This is a genomic window from Enterobacter sp. 186315 (assembly GCF_053290175.1).
In genome coordinates, this window is record NZ_JBPTTK010000003.1 from 151,337 (window position 1) to 178,094 (window position 26,758).

Annotated in this window: 20 protein-coding genes and 6 pseudogenes; 9 read left to right on the top strand and 17 right to left on the bottom strand. The window is 50.1% G+C overall.

Annotation, left to right across the window (positions count from 1 at the left end; all coding sequences use genetic code 11):
* Positions 1 to 66: 66 nt before the first annotated feature.
* The 3 genes and pseudogenes from ACSVHP_RS04865 to ACSVHP_RS04875 form a co-directional block, all read right to left on the bottom strand.
* A pseudogene (locus ACSVHP_RS04865) lies at positions 67 to 1,080 on the bottom strand (phage late control D family protein).
* Positions 1,081 to 1,086: 6 nt separating this feature from the next.
* A complete protein-coding gene (locus ACSVHP_RS04870; protein WP_447551153.1) occupies positions 1,087 to 1,221 on the bottom strand; it encodes a hypothetical protein in 135 nt (44 codons plus the stop codon).
* Between the two features lie 8 nt (positions 1,222 to 1,229).
* A complete protein-coding gene (locus ACSVHP_RS04875) occupies positions 1,230 to 1,694 on the bottom strand; it encodes a phage tail protein (RefSeq protein ID WP_447551154.1) in 465 nt (154 codons plus the stop codon).
* 51 nt (positions 1,695 to 1,745) lie between these two features.
* On the opposite strand from ACSVHP_RS04875, the pseudogene ACSVHP_RS04880 reads away from it, so the two are divergent.
* From ACSVHP_RS04880 to ACSVHP_RS04890, 3 genes and pseudogenes are all read left to right on the top strand, one after another.
* Positions 1,746 to 2,884, top strand: a pseudogene (locus tag ACSVHP_RS04880) (phage terminase large subunit family protein); the annotation flags it as partial.
* 48 nt (positions 2,885 to 2,932) lie between these two features.
* Positions 2,933 to 3,766: pseudogene (locus ACSVHP_RS04885) on the top strand (phage portal protein); the annotation flags it as partial.
* A gap of 320 nt (positions 3,767 to 4,086) precedes the next feature.
* Positions 4,087 to 7,020 carry an AAA family ATPase gene (locus ACSVHP_RS04890; protein ID WP_447551155.1) on the top strand — a complete coding sequence of 978 codons (2,934 nt, stop codon included), beginning with the start codon at positions 4,087 to 4,089 and terminating at the stop codon, positions 7,018 to 7,020.
* Between the two features lie 177 nt (positions 7,021 to 7,197).
* On the opposite strand, the pseudogene ACSVHP_RS04895 reads toward ACSVHP_RS04890, so the two are convergent.
* Positions 7,198 to 7,530: pseudogene (locus ACSVHP_RS04895) on the bottom strand (replication endonuclease); the annotation flags it as partial.
* Between the two features lie 196 nt (positions 7,531 to 7,726).
* Here ACSVHP_RS04895 and ACSVHP_RS04900 point away from each other — a divergent pair.
* Positions 7,727 to 8,046 (top strand): annotated as a pseudogene (locus tag ACSVHP_RS04900) (helix-turn-helix domain-containing protein).
* 71 nt (positions 8,047 to 8,117) lie between these two features.
* Positions 8,118 to 9,137, top strand: a pseudogene (locus ACSVHP_RS04905) (phage integrase).
* An 85-nt stretch (positions 9,138 to 9,222) separates the two neighbouring features.
* On the opposite strand, the gene leuE reads toward ACSVHP_RS04905, so the two are convergent.
* The 4 genes from leuE to ACSVHP_RS04925 all read right to left on the bottom strand — a co-directional run bounded on the left by leuE (position 9,223) and on the right by ACSVHP_RS04925 (position 10,767).
* Positions 9,223 to 9,858: a leucine efflux protein LeuE gene (gene leuE, locus ACSVHP_RS04910; protein ID WP_447551156.1), complete on the bottom strand. Its 636-nt coding sequence runs from the start codon at positions 9,856 to 9,858 to the stop codon at positions 9,223 to 9,225.
* Between the two features lie 68 nt (positions 9,859 to 9,926).
* Positions 9,927 to 10,337 carry an Exc2 family lipoprotein gene (locus tag ACSVHP_RS04915; protein ID WP_447551157.1) on the bottom strand — a complete coding sequence of 137 codons (411 nt, stop codon included), beginning with the start codon at positions 10,335 to 10,337 and terminating at the stop codon, positions 9,927 to 9,929.
* A 10-nt stretch (positions 10,338 to 10,347) separates the two neighbouring features.
* Positions 10,348 to 10,476: a KPN_01571 family protein gene (locus ACSVHP_RS04920; RefSeq protein WP_417313756.1), complete on the bottom strand. Its 129-nt coding sequence runs from the start codon at positions 10,474 to 10,476 to the stop codon at positions 10,348 to 10,350.
* Positions 10,477 to 10,593: 117 nt separating this feature from the next.
* Positions 10,594 to 10,767 carry a YciY family protein gene (locus ACSVHP_RS04925; RefSeq protein ID WP_234672065.1) on the bottom strand — a complete coding sequence of 58 codons (174 nt, stop codon included), beginning with the start codon at positions 10,765 to 10,767 and terminating at the stop codon, positions 10,594 to 10,596.
* Between the two features lie 141 nt (positions 10,768 to 10,908).
* Between ACSVHP_RS04925 and cls the strand changes: the two genes are divergently transcribed.
* On the top strand, positions 10,909 to 12,369 hold the full coding sequence (cls, locus tag ACSVHP_RS04930; protein WP_234672063.1) for a cardiolipin synthase: 1,461 nt from the start codon (positions 10,909 to 10,911) through the stop codon (positions 12,367 to 12,369).
* Between the two features lie 33 nt (positions 12,370 to 12,402).
* A complete protein-coding gene (locus ACSVHP_RS04935; RefSeq protein WP_003856748.1) occupies positions 12,403 to 12,732 on the top strand; it encodes an HI1450 family dsDNA-mimic protein in 330 nt (109 codons plus the stop codon).
* Positions 12,733 to 12,763: 31 nt separating this feature from the next.
* Here ACSVHP_RS04935 and ACSVHP_RS04940 read toward each other — a convergent pair whose 3' ends face one another.
* The 7 genes from ACSVHP_RS04940 to ACSVHP_RS04970 form a co-directional block, all read right to left on the bottom strand.
* Complete coding sequence (locus ACSVHP_RS04940) at positions 12,764 to 13,633, bottom strand: ion transporter (RefSeq protein ID WP_447551158.1); 870 nt, start codon at positions 13,631 to 13,633, stop codon at positions 12,764 to 12,766.
* Positions 13,634 to 13,647: 14 nt separating this feature from the next.
* Positions 13,648 to 14,652 (bottom strand): murein tripeptide/oligopeptide ABC transporter ATP-binding protein OppF, encoded by a 1,005-nt coding sequence (oppF, locus tag ACSVHP_RS04945; RefSeq protein WP_234672059.1) that lies wholly within the window; start codon positions 14,650 to 14,652, stop codon positions 13,648 to 13,650.
* Positions 14,649 to 15,662: an oligopeptide ABC transporter ATP-binding protein OppD gene (gene oppD, locus ACSVHP_RS04950; protein WP_447551159.1), complete on the bottom strand. Its 1,014-nt coding sequence runs from the start codon at positions 15,660 to 15,662 to the stop codon at positions 14,649 to 14,651. Before oppD ends, oppF begins: the two co-directional genes overlap by 4 nt.
* 11 nt (positions 15,663 to 15,673) lie before the next feature.
* Positions 15,674 to 16,582, bottom strand: coding sequence for an oligopeptide ABC transporter permease OppC (oppC, locus tag ACSVHP_RS04955; RefSeq protein ID WP_234672055.1), 909 nt, complete (start codon positions 16,580 to 16,582; stop codon positions 15,674 to 15,676).
* Between the two features lie 14 nt (positions 16,583 to 16,596).
* Complete coding sequence (gene oppB / locus ACSVHP_RS04960; protein WP_131632394.1) at positions 16,597 to 17,517, bottom strand: oligopeptide ABC transporter permease OppB; 921 nt, start codon at positions 17,515 to 17,517, stop codon at positions 16,597 to 16,599.
* An 84-nt stretch (positions 17,518 to 17,601) separates the two neighbouring features.
* On the bottom strand, positions 17,602 to 19,233 hold the full coding sequence (oppA, locus tag ACSVHP_RS04965; RefSeq protein WP_234672051.1) for an oligopeptide ABC transporter substrate-binding protein OppA: 1,632 nt from the start codon (positions 19,231 to 19,233) through the stop codon (positions 17,602 to 17,604).
* Positions 19,234 to 20,005: 772 nt separating this feature from the next.
* Positions 20,006 to 20,653 carry a YchE family NAAT transporter gene (locus ACSVHP_RS04970; RefSeq protein ID WP_234672048.1) on the bottom strand — a complete coding sequence of 216 codons (648 nt, stop codon included), beginning with the start codon at positions 20,651 to 20,653 and terminating at the stop codon, positions 20,006 to 20,008.
* Between the two features lie 480 nt (positions 20,654 to 21,133).
* Here ACSVHP_RS04970 and adhE point away from each other — a divergent pair, with 480 nt between their 5' ends.
* Positions 21,134 to 23,812 carry a bifunctional acetaldehyde-CoA/alcohol dehydrogenase gene (adhE, locus tag ACSVHP_RS04975; RefSeq protein WP_234672046.1) on the top strand — a complete coding sequence of 893 codons (2,679 nt, stop codon included), beginning with the start codon at positions 21,134 to 21,136 and terminating at the stop codon, positions 23,810 to 23,812.
* An 82-nt stretch (positions 23,813 to 23,894) separates the two neighbouring features.
* On the opposite strand, the gene tdk is transcribed toward adhE, so the two are convergent.
* Positions 23,895 to 24,509, bottom strand: coding sequence for a thymidine kinase (gene tdk, locus ACSVHP_RS04980; protein ID WP_234672045.1), 615 nt, complete (start codon positions 24,507 to 24,509; stop codon positions 23,895 to 23,897).
* Between the two features lie 552 nt (positions 24,510 to 25,061).
* On the opposite strand from tdk, the gene hns reads away from it, so the two are divergent.
* A complete protein-coding gene (hns, locus tag ACSVHP_RS04985) occupies positions 25,062 to 25,475 on the top strand; it encodes a histone-like nucleoid-structuring protein H-NS (protein ID WP_003856724.1) in 414 nt (137 codons plus the stop codon).
* 206 nt (positions 25,476 to 25,681) lie between these two features.
* Here the strand turns inward: hns and galU are convergent, their stop codons facing one another.
* A complete protein-coding gene (gene galU, locus ACSVHP_RS04990; protein WP_234672043.1) occupies positions 25,682 to 26,590 on the bottom strand; it encodes a UTP--glucose-1-phosphate uridylyltransferase GalU in 909 nt (302 codons plus the stop codon).
* Positions 26,591 to 26,758: the final 168 nt, after the last annotated feature.

A 26,758-nucleotide genomic window follows, 5' to 3' on the forward strand; every position in this document is an offset into this window, starting at 1 on the left:
TCATTTGATTTTTGATGCGCTAACTTCACTCAATTTATCATTATATAACAAATAGTTAAATATAAATCACTTTATTGATTCTTCGCTTTCGTACTCGACATCAGAAACCTTAACCTCAAGCTCTAAGCCCGTCATGTAGCCGCTCCCGTTGAGGTTATGCACCACCCGGCTGATTATCCACGCCTGCTAGTCTATAACGCGCTTAAAGCCTTTGACCGCGATTGGCGTTCAGGAAATAAATCTGCCCGGCCAATAGCCAGCGAAATTGAAACCCCCGCGATTCCGCGCTGCAGTTTGTCCCACTTTGCCTGAGCGGCGCGCATGGCCTGCGCCTTTGTCGCGTAGATGGTCGTGAGTTCCAGCACATTGTCAGATTCATCGGCCATATACTCACCCTCGCGCGCTTCCTGCTCCTTTTTAACTTGGGCTTTGTCGTGGCTTTGGTCGCTTTCGGGTGCTGCAGCGCGCGCAGGTGCTGCTCTTTCGGTTTGCGCTGGAGCTTTACCTTTTGCTTCTGCGGTTTCGGGTCTTTCGTATGCAACCATTTCGCCGTAACGCCGGTGTAAGCTTCGCGGTCAGCAATGGCAAACTGATGACGGTCTCCGTCGCCACGCTGAAGGTTCATCTGAGGGAGGGGCTTCCCGCTGGCCGTCTTACCGCTCCCGGCTTTCAGGAATAACAGTTTCCCCGCTTTTACCGAGACCGCTGCACCGTTCCGGTCAGCCTGGCGGGAAAGAAACACCGCGTCGGACTCCTGCGACTGGTCAATGTGGGGCACGGGGATCGCTTTCAGCGTGTCGGCCACACTGGCCGTCAGTTTGTTGCGTGCTGCAATCGTTTCCAAGATTTGTCCGATAGTGGTGTTATGCCATGACTGCTCGCGGCGTGAATTCAATGTCCCGCGAAAATCGGCGCTGCGCCCCGGATGGTCAGCGTATCAGGTGCTCCTCTGTGCTCGATTTCGTCGACCGTGAACGTGCCTTTATTCAGCAAAGCCGCCCCCTGCCAGCCTAACCACAGCGTGAGCATTGCCCCGCGTGGCGGCAGCTCGACAAGCCCGTCGGTGTCATCCAGCTCAATATCGAGCTAGTCGGCCTCGAATCCGCGATTGTCGGTCATGGTCAGACCGATAAACCGATCGCTGAAATTCTGCGTGATATCCGCACCATCAAGCGTGAGCATAAACGCAGGGGCTATCTTCGCCCCGGCATGAATATCCATTCCTGTAATCATCCTGCCAGCCCTCCCAGCCAGTTACCGGCAGACGTGACCAGATTGTCGGCCTGCGTCTGCAGGTCGCCATAAATGGCCGCGAGCGATTTATTAACCCGCTTTAGCGATAGGCTAAACTCGATTTTTCTGGCCGCTCCGTCGCTGAAAAGTTCGGTGTGCGTGTGCGTCACCTTGTCGATGACGTACATGCCGTGGATCATGCCCGTGCCATCAATCAACGTCCACGCTCGCCCCTCGTCGGCCATCAGCTCGATGGCGATCAGCGACAGACGGCCGACGATGATTTCGGGGTAGAGCACACCCGACAGCATGCGCGAGGTTTCCCCTTCCCCGAGATACTGATAAGCCGGTGGATTGCCGATACGGTCATTTGACGCCCAGAGGTAATCCTTCGAGTACTGCATTGACTGGTAGAGCAGCGTGTGGCGCTCAAATACAAATAAACCTAAAACCATTAACATGCGTTATCCCCCTCAGTCATGACGCATACTTGAGTGCTGACATGCACGGTTTTTGCCCGTCTGGTTGACGTCGACCTGTCAGGCGACCCGATCGTCATCGGCACCAATGGCGCTGAGCTGATTTTTCTCGGGACCAATTCAAACACCGCGCAGAGCCACAACGGCGATCTGTATGTCGATGAAATTTCTGGATCCTAAATTTTCAGAAGCTGCGAAACGTCGCCTCGGGTATGGCGTCGCAATCTCACCTGCGCACAACCTATTTTTCGCCCCCGTCGACGCTGGCGCACGGCGCATATCCGTATTGGTCAGGCGAGCTGTTTAACCGTGGCCGCAGCAACCGAGACGAACGTGTCGACATCGATATCAGTCATCAGGCGCTTGCCGGCGGTGTGCTGTGCGGAGACGGTCAGTGGCGGCAGATTGTCACCATTGAGGACGCGCTCGCCGGTGGCTGCACCCTGTTTAACTTCGACCACCTTAAGCAGGAAAACAGCGCGTATGACTTCCGTAACCTGTTTATGTGCGAATTCGTCGACGACAAGGCGTCGGTATTTCCGTTCGAGGAGCTGCAGCGCTGCATGGTCGATGCGATGGAAGAATGGGAGGACGTCGAGCCGTTCGCTGACCGTCCGTTTTACTGGCGCCCGGTCTGGATTGGCTATGACCCGTCACACACTGGCGACAGCGCCGGGTGCGCGGTACTGGCTCCGCCGCTGGTTGCCGGTGGCAAGTTCCGCATCCTTGAGCGTCACCAGTGGAAAGGTATGGACTTTGCCGCACAGGCCGAGACCATCCGTGCGCTGACCGAAAAATACACCGTCGACTACATCGGCATTGATGCCACCGGCATCGGCCAGGGTGTTTACCAGCTCGTGCGCTCTTTCTTCCCGGCGACGCGCGCCATCCGCTACACGCCGGAAATGAAAACGGCGATGGTTCTGAAAGCAAAAGACACCATTCGTCGCGGGTGTCTGGAATATGACGCTGGTGCGACCGACATCACTCATTCATTTATGGCTATCAGCAAAACAATGACCAGCAGCGGCCGCAGCGCCACCTATGAAGCCAGCCGCAGCGAGGAAGCCTGCCACACGGATATCGCGTGGGCGACCATGCACGCCCTGTTAAACGTGCCGCTTTCCGCAGGTAGCGGTATGCAATCAAGCTCAATTCTGGATATTAACTAATATGAAAAAACGCCAAAAGAAACAGCCAAAACAGACCAACATGACCGCCTGCGCGCCGCCGTACACCACAGCTCCCCGATTTACGTTAAGCGCAACATTCTGACCAGCACCCATATCCCGCATCCGTTGCTGTCACGTCAGGATTTTAGCCGCCTGGTGCTTGATTATCTGGTGTTTGCAAACGGCTATCTGGAAAAGCGCATGAGCGTCACCGGCCAGCTTTTTAAACTGAAAACCTCCCCGGCCAAATACACCCGCCGGGGTGTCGAGGAGGATGTTTACTGGAACGTGTCGAGCATTACCCACCCGCACCAGTTCGCCCCCGGCTCGGTGTTCCATTTGCTTGAGCCCGATATCAATCAGGAGCTCTACGGAATGCCGGAATACCTGAGCGCGCTCAATTCCGCCTGGCTGAATGAATCCGCCACGCTGTTCCGTCGAAAATATTACCAGCACGTCGCTCACGCGGGTTACATCATGTACGTGACCGACGCGGCGCAAAGCATCACCGATGTCGAGTCGCTGCGCTCCGCGATGCGTGACTCGAAAGGACTCGGGAATTTTAAAAACCTGTTTGTCTATGCCCCGAACGGGAAACCGGATGGCATCAAGATCGTGCCACTGAGTGAAGTCGCCACGAAGGATGATTTTTTCAATATCAAAAAGGTGAGTGCCGCCGACCTGCTCGATGCGCACTGCATACCCTTTCAACTGATGGGCGGTAAGCCTGAGAATATCTGCTCAATGGGGGATATCGAGAAGGTGGCGCGGGTGTTTGTGCGTAAAGAACTGACACCGCTGCAGGAGCGTTTTAAAGAGATAAACGAATGGTTAGGAATGGAGGTGATCCGCTTTAAGGATTACAGCATCGACACCGAGTAAACCTTGCCAATAATGCCGCCTTCGGGCGGCACTTTCACTAAGCGCACAGACGCGCAAAATAAATGCTGTCACCGCGTCTGGCGCGCAGTGTTATCCCCGCCTCGCCAGCCCGCTTGATGGGGCGGTTTAAATGCAGGTGCGCTTTAGTAGCCTAACCACGCGCCTTATGGGTTTGTTTGAGTAAACAACTATCAAACAACGAATGCATTTTCACGCAAGGAAATGCATACTAACTACTTGAACTCATGGTTAATTACCTTACAATCTCAATACATCAGAATTTTTCGATAACCTATTTACATCACTTCGGATGATAAGAAATGACTAATTTAGACTCCAGCGAAAAAGGTTTTTTAAAAATAATGAGTGATGTTAAAAACAACATTACAAATATCCAATCAGAAGAAGATGCTAAAATTCAAATCATAACTCGAATATTAACAGAGACTCTTGGTTGGATGCACTCTGATATGGCTTGTGAAACTTCTCATGATAATGGCTTCTCTGACTACATTCTATCCACTGATGGCCACCCCTCTTTTGTTGTCGAGGCAAAAAAAATAGGCATTTTAGAAGTTGAAACAGCTCAAAAAAATACTGTAAGACATTTAAAAATATCAGGCTCTGCTTTAAAGAAATGCGAAGCAGGTATTAACCAAGCATTTAGCTACGCTTCGCCTAATGGCATACCTCTTTCTATCCTAACTGATGGGTTGTGTTGGGTACTATTTAAAACCTTTATACCCGGTGAAAACTTCAAGAATAAAGAGGCTATTGTATTCCCGAGCCTCCAAGCAGTCGAAAAATCATTTAGCATATTTTATGAATTATTATCAAAAGAAGCATTTAACAAAAGATTATATAACACAATATTTGATGATATCCATAACAAACGTTTATTATTAAACAATGAATTAGCAGCACCTATTTCCGGGTCTGACATAAAAATAACAAGAAAAAGTGAAATAGCTTATGATTTAGAAAGGGTATTCTATAGCTTCTTCTCACGTCTTGAGGGGGATGATGATATGATGATGGAATGTTTTGTGGAGTCATATGAAAGCAGAATTGCAGATTACTCCCTTGAAAAAATAACCACCAGCGTCTTATCAAATATTAATCACAATAAAAATAAAGTAGGAGATGAACTTTCGGATTTAATAATGTCAAATATCGAATCCGATATAAACCTCGAGTCAGAACAATCCGTTTTTATCGTTGGGCCAACTGGTTCTGGGAAATCTACTTTTTTAGACCGTTTTTTCAGTCGCACCCTTAATAAAACAATTCGAGATCGATGCTTACTTATTAAAATAAACTGTTTGGAAGCCACAGGCCGAGAAGATACAGTTCTCGATTGGATGACAGAAGAAATAATAAAAAACCTTGAAATTCAGTTGTACAAAGATGGTGTTCCTGAATGGAATGATCTGCTTGGACTTTACCACAATGAATATAAGAGGAAATCACGAGGTGCTGATGCAGCTCTTTACAACAGAAGCAAAGATGAATTTAAGGAAAAGTTCGGTCGTTATTTAGATGAAGCGGTTGAGAATGATCGAGAAGGATATTTAAAACGTATTCTGCATAATGTTGTGAGCAATAGAAAAATGCTTCCGATAATAGTTGTTGATAATACAGATGAATTTACCCTTGATTTCAAGATAAAGGTTTTTCAATTTAGCAACTCAATTAAAAAAAATATAAAACATTGCCTTGTTATTTTCCCCGTGACAGATAAATCAGCTTGGGTTTTTTCCAAGACAGATATATTTAGCATATATCAATCAAAATCATTTTTCCTGCCTACTCCTTCTCCTCGGGAAGTTTTCAGAAAGCGAATTAACTTTATTACTTCACAACTTGATACTAAAAACACAAATGAAGAAAAAAAGAGTTACCTTTTAGGGAAAGGGATTAAAGTTTCAATTGATGACATAAATAGATTTTCTAAAGTAATTGAAGACATTTTTGTGAATCATGATTACACATCGCAAACTCTTGGAGAGCTTGCCAACTATAATATAAGAAGCACCTTATTATTATCTAAAAGAATTATCACCTCTCCTGCAATTAAAATTGAAGACTTGATAAAGTCTTATGTCAGTGGTGAATTTCTTTCAACGAACTTCACTCGATTCATGGACGCATTGATTCGCGGTGATTATGAAGTTTATAAAAATGGTGACATCCCAGAAATATATCCCGTATTCCAAGTTGATAGTCAAATAAGGCAATCACCATTACAAGCCTTAAGAATACTTACTTTACTTAATTCAATTCAAGTGCCTGAGAAAAGCATTGAAGATAAACATTTAAGCGTTCAATCTATTAGCAGTTATTTTGATGCTTTAGGAGCAACAGAGCTAGCCGTTGATAAAGCTTTAGAGAGCTTAATTATGGCAAAATTAGTAGAACCCTACGATATGTCATCAACTACACTCTCATCAAATCAAAAACTAGCCATATCTTATAAAGGTCGAGCTCATTTAAAACTAGCATCTCGTAATAGCGTTTACTTTTATCAAATGGCATTAACTACTGCCATTACCGATAGTGCAATCGCAAATAAAATTAGAGACATTTATACTTCAAAAGGTAATCACATCTCGAAAATGTATAATATAAGGAATCTTTTTTTAGAGTATTTAATTTCTGAGGATTCCGTTTATATTAGCAATGATATAACACATGAGAAATATGAATGCCAAAAAGAATTAATCAACCGACTATTAAACTTCAAGCAGAATAGATATGATGAAAGTGAACCACCGGAGAATACTCTAGGTGAAACTTATAAGGTAGGCACACTGAAGAAACATGCCAGAGCTCTTGTGGATAGCTATGATGTTGATCGTGGCATTGGGCATCTAATTGTAAATGATATTGATGGCCACATAGATATTTCTCAAAACCTATTAAAACAGTACAAAATAGACTCTATTGCTGATGGCGACACTTTGGTGTGTGACATTTCCCGAACAGAGACTGGCATGGTAATTAGTCATGTTTATGGCAAAGAGTCACCAAATGTTGAAGCTGTCAATTCGGAGTGCATAATTAAAAGATATTTCCCTCAGAGAGGATATGGATTCTGTGGATGCGATAAAGTTCCTGTAGATGTATTCTTCCATGTGACAATATTTTCCGCTGATAGTAGGGCGTACCTGAGAGAAGGACTTACATTTACTGGGGAGATAATCCCATCGCATAATGATGGATTCCAGGTTAGAAAGGTTATTAATTCCTTATAACATTACAGGGAGGGGGAGAGCCCCCCTCGCTATAATAGTTAATAAAATTCTCAATAGTCTTTCCGGAAATGCATTTACTTAAAATTTAAACCCAGTTTTAACTTCCCCCCCTGCAACTCTCTTTAAAACATTTGACAAGGCAATGATGTGTATTTAAATTTAAATTTCAAAACCATATCAACATTCATTATTATCTCTCCCTCTTTTTAACAAAGATATTGTTCGCTTATCCGATCTGACATGTACCATTGGTATCACTTTCGTATCACTGTCCAAAGTACCCAACCCACAGTTATTGACAGAACTCCGAGGCGCGGCAATGCCGCTTTTTAAAGTCAAAGGCTCGACGGCCAAAAGCTTTGGAACGATGCGCCATTCGGCTGTCCGGGTAACATGTACCAGCTCAGAGCCCAAGTGCGGAGCGTAGATGCCCACGACTCTCTCTATAACCTCTTCGTAGGCATTGACCCCGTCAGTCACGTTACGAACCACACGGACGGTCTGGCTATCAGAGACGCGCAAATTCCTGGTATGGGACAGCGTCGCTCGCCCTGTCAATGACCCTATTCATTTGTGAGTATTCCTCGTCAGTGTTTTAATTGCTCCTAATGGCTTTAAATTGCCATATTGGAGCTATCGGTTTGCGATAACGAATTAAAAATTACTCCGCTATCATTTTGCTATCAGTGGTGGAGTGTTAATTACGATGATACCCGGAAATGAAAAACTAGCGAACATGCGTGAGTCAGAACGTATGAATAGGAAAGAATTCAGTGACTTAACAGGCACTCCATACAGCCTCTTTCGAGTTACGAGAAGGGTGTAAAAGATATGGGCATACAGGCGGTGATGAAGATTTTGAATCATCCTCAGTTCAAAAAATACACGATGTGGTGCATGGCCGATCAAATAAAACCTGAAACTGGGCAAATTGCACCGGCTCTCGCGCACTTTGGACAGCAGACAACAACATCACTCCACTCAGACCAGAAAAGTGCTAACCATTTACGGTGCTTATTTGTGTAGTAAATGTACAGTGAGTTTTTGCTATTTAAATCAGGAAATTGAGGTACGCAGTAACATTATCGGGAAGTTTTATGTCTGTTAAAAAGCTCGATGATGGTCGATATGAAGTGGACATCAGACCGACATGGCGTAACGGAAAACGCATCCGTCGGAAGTTCGACAAGAAAAGCGAGGCGATCGCTTTTGAAAAGCATACTCAATATAACCATCACTCAAAGGAATGGCTTTCAAAACCAACGGACAAACGCCAATTGTCGGAACTGAAAGAGTTATGGTGGAAGCTGAAAGGCAAATAAGAGGAGCACGGTCAATCGTATCTCAGGAAAATTGAGCGTTTCGAAACGATGACCCGAAATCCGTGCGCTTTCCAGATCACCAAAAGCCTGATAACGCAATATTGTGCCCAACGCCGAGGTGAAGGTATTAAGCCAACTACCATCAACCGCGACCTGATCACGCTAGGTGGGATGTTCACAACCCTGATCGAGTCAGAACTGTATAACGGTGAGTATCCATTCAGGGGATTCAAAAAACTTAAAGAGCAGACAGCCGAAACGGGCTATCTCACTCTTGAGGAAATTGACGCCTTACTTACTGCGCTTTCAGGTGATAATCGTAAAATTGCGGTTTTATGTTTAAGCACCGGGGGAAGATGGGGAGAAGCGGCACGGTTAAAGGCGGAGAACGTGATTCATAAACGGGTGTCTTTCGTTAAAACGAAAACCAACACGCCGCGCACGGTCCCGATCTCTGATGACGTTGCGGCTTAAGTAGTCGGCAAAACACGAGGCTTTCTGTTTCCTGAGGCCAGTTATGCTGACTTCAGGCGAACCCTCAAAGAGGTTAAGCCCGATTTACCGGCCGGACAAGCAACACATGCGCTACGACACTCTTTCGCCACGCACTTTATGATTAACGGGGGCAACATCATCACACTGCAGAGGATCTTAGGTCATACGAAAATTGCGCAGACAATGGTCTTTGCGCACTTCGCTCCTCAGTACCTGCAGGACGCGATTTCGCTGAACCCGTTGAAGGGTGCTAATGGTGGTCAGAGTGTCCACACCCTAGCCGCTTTTTATGGCTTTTGACTGCTAGTAGTAAAACGTGAAGCCTTGTCTGGCGCGGCTTTCCAGTTTCGCCAGACATAAAAATGGCTCCCTCGGGAGCCTTTTCTCAGTGCAGCGTTGCCAGCCGCGCGGCAAATCCTACAAACAGCAGCCCGATCAGGCCATTCCCCAGCTTCGCCAGCTTCTTCTTGGTTTTCAGGTAGCGCGTGACAAACGCACCGGAGAAGATCAGGAAGCTCATATACATAAAGCTTATCAGCTCCAGGGTGGTCGCGAGGATCAGGAAAGAGGTGCCGGTGTTCTTCGCGTTGACGTCAATAAACTGCACAAAGAACGAGACATAAAACAGAATCGCTTTCGGGTTGGTCAGGCTTAATACCAGCGAGCGTTTCATGATCATGCTTGCCGGTTCCGTGCCGCTCTCGTGCCCGCTATTCTTGCGGGTGATCACCGACCACAGCATTTTGCCGCCCAGCCACAGCAGATAAAACGCGCCTAAGTATCGAACGATATTAAACAGGACCGGCGTGGTCTGAATTAATGCCGCAACGCCCGCCCAGGCCAGAAACATTAATACGGCATCGCCGATAAATACGCCCGTCGCCGCCAGATAGCCTTTTTTCACGCCATGACCAATGCCCGTTTTCAGCACAAACAGCGTGTTTGGCCCCGGAACCAGAACGATAAAAAATGCGCCCACGACGTAGGTCCAGAAATTAAGTACACCAAACTCGGCAAACACGACTCCCTCCTTTTGCGATAAAACAACGGGAATAGCGCTGCAAAAACGCTATTCCCGACATCAGCGGCTTATTGTACGCCGTTAAAGCCGTCAAGATAAGATGCGGCTAATTCGTTACCAAACAAAATGGCATCTTTTTCTTCCATATCCGATGACCATTTATCGCTGGCGTTTTCGGAGAACGTGTTCTGGGTTTTGGTGCTTTTCTTCAGCTGATCGCGAATGCTTTGGGCATACTGGCTGGCCTCTGTCGCCGTATGCCCGGCCGCGCGGTCGGCTTTCCCCTGGGCGTACACGTCACGAAACTGCGGGACGTTCAGGCGATAATTTTCCTGTACGCTGGTGGCGTAATTGCCCCCGACGAAGTTTGATTGATGTGCGACGAAATAATAAGCATGTCTTTCCGGCGAGGTTTTGCTGCTGGCGCATCCGCCTAATAAAGCGACACCCAACACAGCGGCGATAAATTTACCGTTCATCCCTTGTTCCTTAATACAGCATTTGCGTCAGCCAGACGTGGATAAAGTCTGCGAGCGCAGAAAATGACGAGAGTTCTAAATTTTCCCTGAGCGCATCCAGCGCTAAAAGCACAATAAATACCCACAGGTACGGATTCATTTTTTATTTCATATGGTTAACCGGCGTGCAGTATAACGCGGACCCGCGTCGGGCGGGACTGCAAAAATTAATAGCCTCTATAAAAACATCGGGCACCTTAACGGTGCCCTGGGATTGTCAGAATTCCTGGAAGGCAAACACTAACGCGTTACGGTGTCTGCTGAGTCCACATTTTCTGATGGCGTGAATACGCATATTGCGGCGGGATTGTGCTTCCAGCCAACGAGCCTTACGACGACTCACCTGTCGCAACATGCGCCAGCGCCCTACTTCAGTTCTACTGCGCTTCATGTCTACAACTCTTTCTTTTAAAGACGCGCCATTATAGACCCAACCCGTCGCCAAACCAGCTTTTATCTGCCGTTTTTATTTGCCAGATGAATCCGGATGCGTACACTCATAACAACACGCTTTCAAAAGGATTTTTTATTTATGACAACCTTCTACACCGTGGTGAGTTGGCTGGTCATTTTGGGATACTGGCTGGTGATCGCGGGGGTGACGTTACGTATCCTGATGAAGCGGCGCGCCGTTCCCTCTGCCATGGCCTGGCTTTTAATCATCTACATCCTGCCTCTGGTCGGGATCATCGCCTATCTCTCCTTCGGCGAGCTTCATCTCGGTAAGCGCCGCGCCGAGCGCGCCCGCGCCATGTGGCCCTCCACCGCTAAGTGGCTTAACGATCTCAAGGCCTGCAAACATATCTTTGCCGAAGAGAACAGCAGCGTGGCGGCCTCGTTGTTCAAACTGTGCGAGCGCCGTCAGGGAATTGCCGGCGTCAAGGGCAACCAGCTCCAGCTGCTGACTTCGTCAGACGATGTGATGCAGGCGCTGATCCGCGACATCCAGCTGGCGCGTCACAATATCGAAATGGTCTTCTATATCTGGCAGCCCGGCGGCATGGCGGATCAGGTCGCGGAATCGCTGATGGCCGCCGCCCGTCGCGGCGTTCACTGCCGCCTGATGCTTGACTCTGCGGGCAGCGTGGCGTTCTTCCGCAGCCCGTGGGCAGGGATGATGCGCAACGCAGGCATTGAGGTCGTCGAGGCCCTGAAGGTCAACCTGCTGCGCGTGTTCCTGCGCCGTATGGATCTGCGCCAGCACCGCAAAATGATCATGATTGATAACTATATTGCCTACACCGGCAGTATGAACATGGTCGACCCGCGCTTCTTCAAACAGGACTCCGGCGTGGGGCAATGGATCGATTTAATGGCCCGTATGGAAGGCCCTATCGCCACCTCTATGGGCGTGGTCTACTCCTGCGACTGGGAGATTGAAACCGGTAAGCGCATTCTGCCGCCGCCGCCCGACGCCAATATCATGCCGTTTGAAGAGGCCAGCGGTCATACCATTCACACCATCGCGTCCGGTCCTGGCTTCCCGGAAGATCTGATTCACCAGGCGCTACTGACGGCGACCTACTCCGCCCGCGAATACCTGATCATGACCACCCCCTACTTCGTGCCGAGCGACGATCTGCTCCACGCCATCTGCACGGCGGCGCAGCGCGGCGTGGACGTCAGCATTATCATGCCGCGTAAGAACGATTCGGTTCTGGTGGGATGGGCGAGCCGCGCGTTCTTCAGCGAGCTGCTGGCGGCGGGCGTTAAAATCTATCAGTTCGAAGGCGGCCTTCTGCACACCAAGAGCGTGCTGGTCGACGGCGAGCTGAGCCTGGTCGGCACCGTTAACCTCGACATGCGCAGCCTGTGGCTCAATTTTGAGATAACCCTGGTAATTGACGACGCCGGATTTGGCGGCGATCTGGCGGCGGTTCAGGACGACTATATCTCGCGCTCGCGCCTGCTGGACGCCAGATTGTGGATGAAACGTCCGCTGTGGCAGCGAATTGCCGAACGACTGTTTTACTTCTTTAGTCCGTTGCTGTAAAACGTGCCCAACGATGTTAAACAGGTAGTCATCATGGAAATGGATCTGAACAATCGTCTGACTGAAGACGAAACGCTCGAACAGGCCTACGACATTTTTCTCGAACTGGCGGTAGATAACCTCGATCCCGCGGACGTGATCCTCTTCAATTTACAGTTTGAAGAGCGCGGCGGCGCCGAGCTGTTCGATCCGGCCGAAGACTGGGCTGAACATGTCGATTTCGACCTCAACCCGGACTTCTTCGCGGAAGTGGTTATCGGCCTGGCCGACGAAGACGGCGGCGAAATTAACGATATCTTCGCCCGCGTGCTGCTGTGTCGGGAGAAAGACCACAAGCTGTGCCATATCCTCTGGCGCGAATAACAAAAAAGGCTGCGATTGCAGCCTTTTTTATTTAGTCCGAGAGCTCAGTACCGCACCGGTTGCAGTAGCGGGCGCTGTTCTCGTGCCCGCGCTGGCGACACGCCGGACACTGCCGCTCAAACTGGCGCTTCTGGAACGCCGAACTCATATGGGTGGTGATAAGCCCCGTCGGGATAGCAATCACCGAATAGCCAATCAAAATCAGCACCGACGCGACGATACGTCCGAGCGGCGTATGCGGCGTGATATCGCCATAGCCAACCGTGGTGACGGTCACAATCGCCCAGTAGACCGACGCGTTCAGCGTGGTGAAGCCATATTTCGGCCCCTCAATCAGATACATCAGCGCGCCAAACACAATCATGATGATGGCAATAAACGAATAGAACAGCGCCAGCTGGTGGCGCGCGCTGAGGATTGCCGTCCAGAACACGCGCAGCGACGGCATAAAGCGCAGCAGCTTAAGGATGCGCAGCACCCGGATGGCGCGCATCGCTCGCCAGGCAAAAACATAATTCAGGCTGATCTCCGGCCACAGCCACATCACGTACAGCGGCAAAATCGTTGCGAGGTCAATCAGCCCCCAAAAGCTAAACACATATTTCGCCGGGTTGGGCCAGCTGAAAATCCGCAGTAAATATTCAGCGGTGAAGACCAGAGTGACGATAAGCTCCAGCCAGAGAAAGACGTGCCATTCGTCGAAGGTCAGGTGATATTGTGTCCCCGCCCCTGACTCGACAAAAATAATGAGCACGCTGAGCAGCGCGAACAGACCGCAAAGGCCCTCGAAGCGCCGCCCCGAGAGAGTGTTGAGATCGAAAAGCGTGTGATAAAGCCGATGACGGACTGACGTGATAAACCGCGACACTGTAACCTCGCAAAAAATAAGGGCTGACATCATGTCAGCCCTTGCGATTATAACGGGTCTACTTTCAGGCAGGAAACCGCGTGTCGGAAACTGCCTTCCAGCACCGGCCGCGTTTGTGCGCATTCCGGCCCGGCGAGCGGGCATCGGGTGCGGAAAACACAGCCTGACGGCGGGTTAATCGGGGACGGCAGTTCACCTTCCAGAAGCTGGATAGTTTTATTCTTCTCCAAATCCGGGTCGGGCACCGGCACCGCCGACATCAGCGCTTTGGTGTAAGGGTGCAGCGGGTTGTGGTACACCTCATCGTAGGTGCCCAGCTCCACCGCATGACCGAGGTACATCACCAGCACGCGATCGGAAATGTGTTTCACCACCGCCAGGTCGTGCGCGATGAAGATCAGCGACAGCCCCATCTCGCGCTGGAGTTTTTGCAGTAGGTTAACCACCTGCGCCTGAATGGAAACGTCCAGCGCCGACACCGGCTCATCGCAGATAATCAGCTTCGGCTCAAGGATCAGCGCGCGGGCAATCCCGATACGCTGACACTGGCCGCCCGAAAACTCGTGCGGATAGCGGTTAATCAGGTTCGGTAACAGGCCCACTTTCATCATCATCGCTTTAACGCGATCGCGCACTTCCTGACGCGCCATCTTCGGATGGTAGGTGCGAAGCGGCTCGGCGATGATTTCGCCGATGGTCATGCGCGGGTTCAGCGAGGCCAGCGGATCCTGGAAAATCATCTGGATATCGCTGCGCACGTCGCGCCACTCGTCCGGCTTCATCCCCAGCAGGTCTTTACCCAGCCAGGCGACTTTGCCGCCGGTCGCCTTCACCAGGCCGATAATGGCGCGGGCGAAGGTCGATTTACCGCAGCCGGACTCGCCCACCACGCCGAGGGTTTCCCCTTCGTACAGACGCAGGGTCACGCCGTCGACCGCCTTCAGGGTTTTCGACGGCTGCCAGAACCACTGCTTGCCGTCTTTGATGTCGAAATGCACCTTCAGATCGGCAATTTCGAGCAGCACATTTCTTTTTTCGTCTATAGCGTTCATACCAGCTCCTCGTGCGGCTTATAGCAGGCGCGCAGGCGGCCTGGTGCAAACTCTTCCAGCGGCGGAGCGCTGTTGCAGATCTCCATCGCGTGCGGGCAGCGCGGCTGGAACGGACAGCCTTTCGGCAGACGCAGCAGGTTTGGCGGGTTGCCCGGAATGGTCAGCAGCGCTTCCCCTTCCGCATCAAGACGCGGAACCGCATTCAGCAGGCCGATAGAGTACGGGTGCGCGGGATCGTAGAACACGTCGCGCGCTTTGCCGTATTCCATCGTACGCCCGGCGTACATCACCAGCACTTTGTCACAGATCCCCGCCACGACGCCCAGGTCGTGGGTGATCATGATGATGGCGGTGTTGAACTCGCGCTTGAGTTCGTTCAGCAGGGTCATGATCTGCGCCTGAACGGTCACGTCCAGCGCGGTGGTCGGTTCATCTGCGATGAGCAGCTTTGGCCTACACAGCAGCGCCATCGCGATCATCACGCGCTGGCGCATCCCGCCAGAGAACTCGTGTGGATACATGCGCATGCGCTTGCGCGCTTCCGGCATTTTAACCGCATCGAGCATTTTGACCGACTCTTCAAAGGCCTCGGCTTTGCCCAGGCCTTTGTGCAGCATCAGCACTTCCATCAGCTGCTCGCCTACCCGCATGTACGGGTTCAACGAGGTCATCGGATCCTGGAAAATCATCGAAATCTGCTCCGCGCGCAGCTTGTTCAGCTCGTGCTCGGGCAGATTGAGGATCTCGCGCCCGTTAAATTTCGCCGACCCGCCAATCACGCCGTTAGCGGCCAGCAGTCCCATCAATGCGAACGCGGTCTGAGATTTACCGGAGCCGGATTCGCCCACGATCCCCAACGTTTCACCGGCTCGCAGGTTGAAGTTGAGATCGTTTACCGCGGTCACATCGCCATCGGGCGTTTTAAAGGTGACGCGCAGGTCGTTAACGTCCAGCAGGATCTTGTCCTGCTCTTGCGCCACTGGCGCAGATGCCGTTTCAATCATCGTCATGACGGCGCTCCTTAACGGTCTTTCGGGTCGAGGGCATCACGCAGGCCATCGCCGATAAAGTTAAAACAAAACAGAGTGACGACCAGGAAGCCCGCCGGATAGAGCAGCAGCCACGGAGACACCTCCATCGAGTTTGCCCCATCGCTCAGCAATGCGCCCCAGCTGCTCAGCGGCTCTTGCGTACCCAGACCGAGGAAGCTCAGGAAGGATTCGAACAGGATCATGCTTGGCACCAGCAGCGAGGCGTACACCACGACCACGCCCAGCACGTTCGGCACGATATGGCGTACCACGATATTTTTGGTGGATACCCCGCCGACCTGCGCCGCTTCGATAAACTCTTTGCGCTTAAGGCTTAACGTCTGGCCGCGCACGATACGCGCCATATCCAGCCAGGAGACCATCCCGATTGCCACGAAGATCAGCAGGATGTTCTGACCAAAGAAGGTCACCAGCAGGATCACGAAGAACATGAACGGGAAGGAGTTTAAGATTTCCAGCAGACGCATCATCACCGAGTCCACTTTTCCGCCCAGATAGCCGGAAAGCGAACCGTAAAGCGTGCCGAGGATCACCGCCACCAGCGCGGCGGCGATACCCACCATCAGCGAGATACGGCCACCGATGGCTACACGCACCAGCAGGTCACGACCTGAGGAATCAGTCCCAAAGTAGTGACCGGACTCCATATCGGGCGCGCTGGACATCATGCCCCAGTCGGTATCGAAATAGGTGAACTGCGACAGCATCGGTGCCAGCGTCACGAACAGGGCAATCAGCACAAGCACAACCAGGCTGGCTACCGCTGCGCGGTTATGCATGAAGCGGCGACGGGCGTCCTGCCAGAGGCTGCGTCCTTCTACTTCCAGTTTTTCACTGAAGTTTTCCAGCGCCTCGCTGTTTTTCTTACTCAACATCATGGCGTGCTCCAGTGTTAGTAACGGATTTTCGGGTCAATAACGGCATACAGCACATCGACCACGGCGTTAAAGAGAATGGTTAATGCACCGACGAGGATCGTCAGGCTCAGCACGAGCGAATAGTCGCGGTTAAGCGCGCCGTTCACGAACAGCTGACCAATGCCCGGCAAACCGTAGATCGTTTCGATAACCATCGAGCCGGTGATGATACCCACGAATGCCGGCCCCATGTAGGACAGCACCGGTAACAGCGCAGGCTTGAGCGCGTGGCGGAAAATAATCCGGCGCATCGGCAGCCCCTTCGCACGCGCGGTACGGATGAAGTTTGAGTGCAGAACTTCAATCATCGAGCCACGGGTGATACGCGCGATACTGGCGATGTACGCCAGCGATAAGGCCACCATCGGCAATATCATGAACTTCAGTGCCCCGCCGTTCCAGCCGCCGCCCGGCAGCCATTTCAGCGTGATGGCAAATATCATCACCAGTAACGGCGCGACAACGAAGCTCGGGATAACCACCCCGGTCATTGCGACCCCCATTACCGCATAATCCCATTTGGTATTTTGTTTAAGTGCCGCAATGACGCCTGCGGTAACGCCGAGAATAACGGCCAGGAAGAAGGCCGCAGCCCCTAATTTCGCCGATACCGGGAAGCTGGACGCCACCAGGTCATTCACGGAATAGTCTTTATATTTAAATGACGGCCCGAAATCCCCGTGCGCCAGCTGCTTCAGATAATTGAAGTACTGCGTGGAGATAGGATCGTTTAAGTGGTATTTCGCTTCGATGTTCGCCATGACTTCTGGCGGCAGCGTACGTTCGCCGGTAAATGGACTTCCCGGTGCAAGACGCATCATAAAGAAGGAGATGGTGATCAGAATAAATAGCGTTGGGATCGCTTCAAGACAGCGACGTAGGATAAATTTTAACATTGCCCGTACCTTCTGGCGTGTGCCTATATTATGTGACGTTGGTTAGACACCGTGGGGCGAGCGAACCCGCCCCACTCATTGCCATTAATGCTTGATAATATACAAGTTTTTCACGTAAATATTATCCAACGGGTCTTTACCGGTATATCCACCTACCCACGGTTTCACCAGACGGGCGTTAACGTAGTAGTAAACTGGGACAATCGCGGAGTCTTTATCCAGCTGCTGTTCCGCTTTGGCGTACAGCTCAGAGCGCTGCGCTTCGTCAGAGGCTTGCAGCGTATCGCCGATCAGCTTGTCAAAGGCCGGGCTCTTGTAGTGCGCCGTGTTGTTTGAACTGTCGCTCAGCATGGTATTCAGGAAGGAGGTTGGCTCGTTATAGTCCGCACACCAGCCCGCACGCGCCACGTCAAAGGTGCCCTGATGGCGGCTGTCCAGGAAGGTTTTCCACTCCTGGTTCTCCAGCTTCACGTTCGCGCCCAGGTTTTTCTTCCAGATGGATGCGACGGCGATTGCCAGCTTTTTATGCAGATCCGAAGTGTTGTACAGCAGGCTGAAGGTCAGCGGCTTGTCAGCGGTGTAGCCCGCTTCAGCCAGCAGTTTTTTGGCTTCTGCGTTACGCTGTTCCTGCGTTTCTTTGAACCAGGCTGGCTCGGTCAGTTTTGCGCCATCGGTGTACGGAGGCGTGTAGCTGTATGCTGGCAGGTCGCCCTGGTTTTTCACTTTGTTCACGATGATATCGCGGTCAAGAGCCAGCTTCAGCGCAGTACGCACGCGCACGTCGGTGAACGGTGCTTTCTGGTTATTAATTTCGTAGTAGTAGGTGCAGAGATACGGGTCGACGTGAACTTCTTTCGGGATCTCTTTTTTCAGCTTCTGGAACAGCTCAATCGGCATGTTGTTATAGGTCATGTCGATTTCACCGCTGCGGTAGCGGTTAACGTCGGTCACTTCGGAAGAGATTGGCAGGTAGGTCACCTGGTTGATCACCGTTTTCGCGTTATCCCAGTACTGCGGGTTACGCTCAAGCACCATACGTTCGTTGACGACCCAGTCTTTCAGCTTGTAGGCACCGTTGGTCACGATATTGGCTGGCTGGGTCCATTTCTCACCGAACTTCTCAACGGCAGATTTTGGCACCGGGGAAACGGACGGGTGTACCAGTAATTTGTAGAAGTACGGAACAGGCTCGCTCAACGTCACTTCAAAGGTATTCGCATCGATGGCTTTCACGCCCAGATCGGTTACCGGCTTTTTACCAGCGATGATGTCATCGATGTTAGCAATATGGCCGTACTGCAAATAGCTCGCATACGGAGAGGCGGTGTTTGGATTCGCCAGGCGCTGCCAGCTATACACGAAATCTTCAGCGGTAACCGGCGTGCCGTCAGACCACTTCGCATCTTTACGCAGATGGAAGGTCCAGACTTTGAAATCTTTGTTGTCCCATTTTTCCGCGACACCCGGAGCCGGGTGGCCGTCAACGTCGGTGACCAGCAGACCTTCAAAGAGGTCACGGTTTACGTTTGACTCAGGAACACCTTCAATTTTGTGCGGATCAAGAGACTGAACTTCCGCACCGTTGTTACGTACCAGCGTCTGTTTTTCAGCCAGCTGTACCCCTGCCGGAACGTCCGCAGCCATTGCAGCGTTGCCCGCGATTAGCGCTGTAAGAATTCCCGCAGCTACCAGACTTTTTTTTGTGATGATGGACATTGTGTTGATACTCCACTCATTATAATGACTGGCCTTCGCCAGCTGTGTATTCCCCTGTTGGGGCCTGTACAGCGCAGGAGTTTTTTTTGCTGCTGTCAGGTTCTTTTTTTACTTCTGCTATCACCGACTTTTTTATTACTGACCGCTCGTATGGCCGTCTTGCGTCGATTCTTTCCACGCCTCCCCTGTAATGAGGCATGTGATGAATTACTGAGATGAATCTATATGAAAATAATTATCATCTACTTGTTTACTGCCGCGAAATATAAGGCCGGAAAGTACCAAATGGTGCAAAGTCACGCCAATACATTTTGCAAATTTGTTAAGCAATTCTCTTTTACGGCGATTGCCGTGACTATGTGGGCTGCCCTGCCAGACATCGAATATCATTAAAAAATCATAATATTCAATGGGATAGACAAAAATTTCTCTCTGAGCACGTCGCTGCGCTCGCGATGACAGATTTTGTACGAAAATTTAACAATTGATTATTATTTAGCACATTCATCTAACGGAACGTTGAAATTACTAATATCATTTCAGTTATCTCTCAGCAAGCCCCAGAGTATCGTGTGATAAAAATAACAGATCGATTGCATGGTTTCTGTGCAGGCGCGCGCGCGAAGAAAAGCTAACTCGTTGAAATAAAAGCTATCGCGATTATTAGTAGAATTTATTATGGCTTATCCGCTATTCAACTTTATTTATATGATTTGCTGATAATGACGTAAAAAAAACGGAGCCACTGGCTCCGTTGTTTCATATGAAATCGTTAGTGTAATAATCCGGGGAAGATGCTCTTTATTCCCGTTACGATAAATTCAATCCCCAACGCCATCAACAACAGCCCCATGATACGGGTGATTACGTTGATGCCGGTCTGCCCCAGCAAACGCACCAGCCAGGGCGCCATGCGGAACACGCCCCAACAGCACAGCGCGAAGAGCGCAATCGCCACCGAAAAACCAATCAGGTGCATAATATTGTGATAGCGCGTACCCCATACAATGGTAGAACTGATGGCGCCGGGACCCGCCATCAGGGGCAATGCTAAAGGCACCACGCCGATGCTTTCGCGGATCGCCGTTTCTGATTTTTCCTGCTTGTTCTGTTTGTCTTCGCCAAGCTTACCGCTGATCATCGACATCGCGATAGTGACCACAAGGATCCCGCCCGCGATGCGGAATGAATCAATGGAGATCCCAAAGATTTGCAAAATCGCGTCACCCAGATAAAGCGACGTCAGCAAAATGATGGCAACCGAGAGGTTAGCCGTCAGGTTGGTTTTGTTTCTGGCAGCCGCCGTCTGGTAGCTGGTCATACTAATGAAGACAGGGATAATCCCTACCGGGTTAACTAAGGCAAACAGACCGATGAAAAACTTGAAATATGTGGGGAAATCAAAGAGCGACTGAATCACGTTTAGTTCCGCTTATAAGCATGGCCAGGGACAGATAATGAGTGATAATAAAACCGCGCTGAAGATACGCTTTTTATTAGCACACTTCACCAGAAATCTACGTCAAAACGACATCATTTCGCGATGTTAACCATTTGTGTATTCAATGATAGCGCCACTTCCAATAGTTACTTAATTATTTAACACTGGATAATTCTGAACGAAATAACCCCTGCTGAAAGGTATCAGCTTGGGGTAAAATTGACTCAGATCATGATTTTCGTACTCAGAAGTGAGTAATCTTGATTACGCCCCCAGGGGTGAACCTATCAAAAAAGGATGATGCTTAGGTAAGGCTCTTTTAGTAAATTAGTGCGCTGGAGTGTAAAGTAACCCGTTGTTTTACTGTATGTTACGCAAGTGGTATCGGCTCTGACTATACTGTCTGACGTATCGAGCGCTGGTTTACTAATAGAGTTTAAACATTATCAGGAGAGCATTATGGCTGTTACTAATATCGCTGAACTGAACGCACTCGTCGAGCGCGTGAAAAAAGCCCAGCGTGAATATGCCAATTTCACCCAAGAACAGGTTGATAAAATCTTCCGCGCGGCCGCTCTGGCTGCTGCAGATGCTCGAATCCCTCTCGCTAAAATGGCCGTTGCCGAATCCGGTATGGGTATCGTTGAAGATAAAGTGATCAAAAACCACTTTGCTTCTGAGTATATCTACAACGCCTATAAAGATGAGAAAACCTGTGGCGTGCTGTCTGAAGACGACACTTTTGGTACCATCACCATCGCTGAACCTATCGGTATTATCTGCGGTATCGTCCCAACCACTAACCCAACGTCTACTGCGATCTTCAAATCACTGATCAGCCTGAAGACCCGTAACGCAATCATCTTCTCCCCGCACCCACGTGCAAAAGATGCGACCAACAAAGCCGCAGATATCGTGTTGCAGGCAGCTATCGCTGCGGGCGCACCAAAAGATCTGATTGGCTGGATCGACCAACCTTCCGTTGAGCTGTCCAATGCGCTGATGCACCACCCGGACATTAACCTGATTCTGGCAACCGGTGGCCCTGGCATGGTTAAAGCAGCATACAGCTCCGGTAAACCAGCAATCGGCGTAGGCGCAGGTAACACCCCTGTAGTCATCGACGAAACCGCTGATATCAAACGTGCTGTTGCCTCTGTACTGATGTCCAAAACCTTCGATAACGGCGTAATTTGTGCTTCCGAGCAGTCCGTTGTTGTGGTTGATTCCGTCTACGACGCCGTTCGCGAACGTTTCGCAAGCCACGGCGGCTACATGCTGCAAGGCCACGAACTGAAAGCCGTTCAGGATATCATCCTGAAAAACGGCGCGCTGAACGCCGCTATCGTGGGTCAGCCAGCATACAAAATTGCTGAACTGGCAGGCTTTACCGTTCCGGCAACTACCAAAATTCTGATCGGTGAAGTGACCGTTGTTGACGAAAGCGAGCCGTTTGCTCACGAAAAACTGTCCCCTACTCTGGCAATGTACCGTGCGAAAGATTTCGAAGACGCGGTAGAGAAAGCAGAGAAACTGGTGGCCATGGGCGGTATCGGTCACACCTCTTGCCTGTACACTGACCAGGACAACCAGCCAGAACGTGTTGCTCACTTCGGTCAGATGATGAAAACAGCGCGTATCCTGATCAACACCCCTGCTTCTCAGGGTGGTATCGGTGACCTGTACAACTTTAAACTCGCACCTTCCCTGACTTTGGGTTGTGGTTCATGGGGTGGTAACTCCATCTCTGAGAACGTTGGTCCTAAGCACCTGATCAACAAGAAAACCGTTGCTAAGCGAGCTGAAAACATGTTGTGGCATAAACTTCCGAAATCTATCTACTTCCGCCGTGGCTCTCTGCCAATCGCGCTGGATGAAGTGATTACTGATGGCCACAAACGTGCGCTCATCGTGACTGACCGTTTCCTGTTCAACAACGGCTATGCTGACCAGATCACCTCTGTTCTGAAAGCGGCTGGCGTCGAGACTGAAGTCTTCTTCGAAGTTGAAGCTGACCCAACCCTGACCGTAGTGCGTAAAGGTGCGGAACTGGCGAACTCCTTCAAACCAGATGTGATCATCGCACTGGGTGGCGGTTCCCCAATGGACGCCGCGAAAATCATGTGGGTCATGTACGAGCACCCAGAAACCCACTTCGAAGAGCTGGCGCTGCGCTTTATGGACATCCGTAAACGTATCTACAAGTTCCCGAAAATGGGTGTGAAAGCGAAAATGATCGCCGTGACCACTACCTCCGGTACGGGTTCAGAAGTAACGCCGTTTGCGGTTGTGACCGACGATGCAACAGGTCAGAAATACCCACTGGCTGACTACGCGCTGACTCCAGATATGGCTATCGTTGACGCCAACCTGGTGATGGATATGCCTAAGTCCCTGTGTGCGTTCGGTGGTCTGGATGCCGTGACTCACGCACTGGAAGCCTATGTGTCTGTACTGGCTTCTGAGTTCTCTGACGGCCAGGCTCTGCAAGCGCTGAAACTGCTGAAAGAAAACCTGCCAGCGTCCTACAACGAAGGGTCTAAAAACCCGGTAGCGCGTGAGCGTGTACACAGTGCAGCGACCATCGCCGGTATCGCGTTTGCGAACGCCTTCCTGGGTGTTTGTCACTCAATGGCGCACAAACTGGGCTCTCAGTTCCACATTCCTCACGGTCTGGCGAACGCCCTGTTGATCAGCAACGTTATCCGCTATAACGCTAACGACAACCCAACCAAGCAGACTGCGTTCAGCCAGTACGACCGTCCACAAGCGCGTCGTCGTTATGCTGAAATCGCAGACCACCTGGGTCTGAGCGCACCGGGCGACCGTACTGCTGCGAAGATTGAGAAACTGCTGGCATGGCTGGACAGCATCAAAGCTGAACTGGGTATTCCTAAATCTATCCGTGAAGCAGGCGTTCAGGAAGCTGACTTCCTTGCTCACGTTGATAAGCTGTCTGAAGATGCATTCGATGACCAGTGTACTGGTGCGAACCCGCGCTACCCACTGATTGCCGAGCTGAAACAGATCCTGCTGGATACCTACTACGGACGCGAGTACACCGAAGGTGAAACAGCCGTAGCGAAAGTTGAAGCACCGATTGTTAAAGCTGATAAAAAAGCGAAGAAAAGCGCTTAATTGACGCTCTACTAAAAAACCCGCCTTTTGGCGGGTTTTTTTATGTTCTAAAGGGCAATAGTGAAAAGAATATAACCTTTGTTTATTTCCGGTTATCGTTTTGGATGGCGGTCAACGAGCCGACAACCAGCGCTTCTTTATAATGTTTACGACATACCGAAACATAACGCTCATTGCCTCCTATAACCACCTGTTCCCCGTCTGCATAAGGTTTACCTGACTGATCGAGGCGAAGCACCATGCTGGCTTTACGGCCGCAGAAGCAGATGGTTTTTAATTCGACCAGCTTATCTGACCATGCAAGCAAATACTGGCTACCGGGGAATAGCTCTCCGCGAAAATCGGTACGCAGCCCGTAGCAGAGAACCGGAATATCCAGCTCATCCACCACGTCTGACAGCGCATGTACCTGCTCGCGCGTCAGGAACTGGCTCTCGTCCACCAGAACGCAATGTACGGGCCGTGAAGCGTGTTCTGCACGGATATCTGCCAGCAGGTCCGTCTGCGGGTTATAGAGCTTTGCAGGGGACGAGAGCCCTATACGTGAACTGACCTTACCTGCACCGAAGCGATCGTCAATCTCAGCGGTGTAAACAAGGGTATGCATTCCCCGCTCCTGATAATTGTAAGAAGACTGGAGCAGCGCGGTAGATTTCCCTGCATTCATTGCCGAATAGTAGAAATAAAGTTGTGCCATTGGCCGTAAAACCCTAATCAATGTGTAATATTCCCAATGAGTCATTGTACCATATTTTGCCTGTTCATCCGCGATACACCGCGCAGAACAAGGGTTTTAGACACCGGGACATGAAGCTTAGATATAGTAAAATAATGCGTTAAAACATGAAGTAATGGCATTCAGGCACATAAAACAGTTATCAGTAAAGTCCTGGATAACACTTGTTTTTATACTGGAATGTCGCTCCGGGAAAATTCACTATTTATTAACTATTACCAATGTAACGCCCCGTTTTCGGAGTAATACAAAAGGCTGATATTTATCCGCCGCAACTATAATTCCTGCGGTAAATGTCACAAAAACAAACATGTGCTCGGCCTGTTTATGCGGGTAGATGTGATAACAGGCGGTGCTGAGAAGAGATGAAATTTAAGTTAGCGTAATTAATTATACCTTCCGATATTTAGTATTTTTTGAATTCCTTACATTCCCACCTATTGCACAACTGAATTTATCGCTCTATTATTAGGACAACAAACCACCCCCCATTATAAGTTTGAGATTACTACAATGAGCGAAGCACTTAAAATTCTGAACAACATCCGTACTCTTCGTGCGCAGGCAAGAGAATGCACCCTCGAAACGCTTGAAGAAATGCTGGAAAAATTAGAAGTTGTAGTTAATGAGCGTCGTGAAGAAGAAAGCGCAGCAGCGGCTGAAATCGAAGAACGTACTCGCAAACTGCAACAATACCGCGAAATGCTGATTGCTGATGGTATCGATCCAAACGAATTACTGAACAGCATGGCTGCCGCTAAAACGGGTACCAAAGCAAAACGCGCTGCCCGTCCTGCTAAATATAGCTACATCGATGAGAACGGCGAAGAGAAAACCTGGACCGGCCAGGGTCGTACTCCTGCTGTTATCAAGAAAGCAATGGATGAGCAAGGTAAACAACTGGATGACTTCCTGATTAAGGATTAATCCGAAGTTATTCTAAGAATCCCGCTAAAGGCGGGATTTTTTTTGCCCAAATTCTGCCTGAACATCCCCTTACACTCTGACATATAGCGACAACGCTCTATTTAAGCAGTCTTACAAAACTCGCACGAGTATCCCTACTATTTTTTATGGGTATAAAAAAAACCGGTGGGCAACGCCACACCGGTTTAGTTCAAACTACGAGCGGATTATTTTTTAATATCCAGGCTCTCCTGGAGCCAGGATTTAAATTCTTCACCCAGTGAGTTGTGACGAATGCCATATTCAACAAACGCCTGCATATAACCGAGTTTATTACCGCAGTCGTGGCTCTTACCTTTCATATGGTAGGCTTCAACGGTCTCTTTCTCGATCAGCATATCAATAGCGTCGGTCAGCTGGATCTCGTCACCCGCTCCTGGAGGGGTTTTCGCCAGCAGTGGCCAGATCTCTGCGCTCAGAACATAACGACCCACCACAGCGAGGTTAGACGGCGCTACGTCCGCTTTAGGCTTCTCTACGACGCCAACCATCGGAACGCTTTCACCGGGTTCCAGGTTTACGCCTTTGCAGTCTACAACGCCGTATGCGGTCACATCCGCAACGGGTTCAACCATGATCTGGCTGCTGCCGGTTTCGTCGAAGCGTTTAATCATATCCGCCAGGTTGTCCTGAGACAGGTCAGATTCATATTCGTCCAGAATAACGTCCGGCAGAATAACAGCCACTGGCTCATTGCCCACAACCGGGTGCGCGCACAGAACGGCGTGGCCCAGACCTTTCGCCAGGCCCTGACGAACCTGCATAATGGTGACGTGCGGCGGGCAAATAGACTGAACTTCAGCCAGCAGCTGACGCTTAACGCGTTTTTCCAGCATGGCTTCAAGTTCGAAACTTGTATCGAAGTGGTTTTCAATAGAGTTTTTAGATGAATGCGTTACGAGGACAATTTCGGTAATTCCTGCGGCGATACATTCATTAACAACGTACTGGATTAATGGCTTATCAACCAACGGCAGCATCTCTTTAGGGATTGCCTTAGTCGCGGGTAGCATCCTGGTTCCCAATCCCGCTACCGGGATAACGGCCTTTCTGACTTTCGAATTTAGGGCAGCCATTGAAATTCTCCTGAGCTGTTCAAGTTTTGAACTTATTCATTAAATAACGCGTTGAGTATATCAGCCTCACCGGACAGTCCGGGTCTGAAAAGGACGCGTTGCCGATCAATTAGGACAAATACGCATAAATCTGGCAGTGATACTAGCACCGCCAGCAAAACTGCGGAA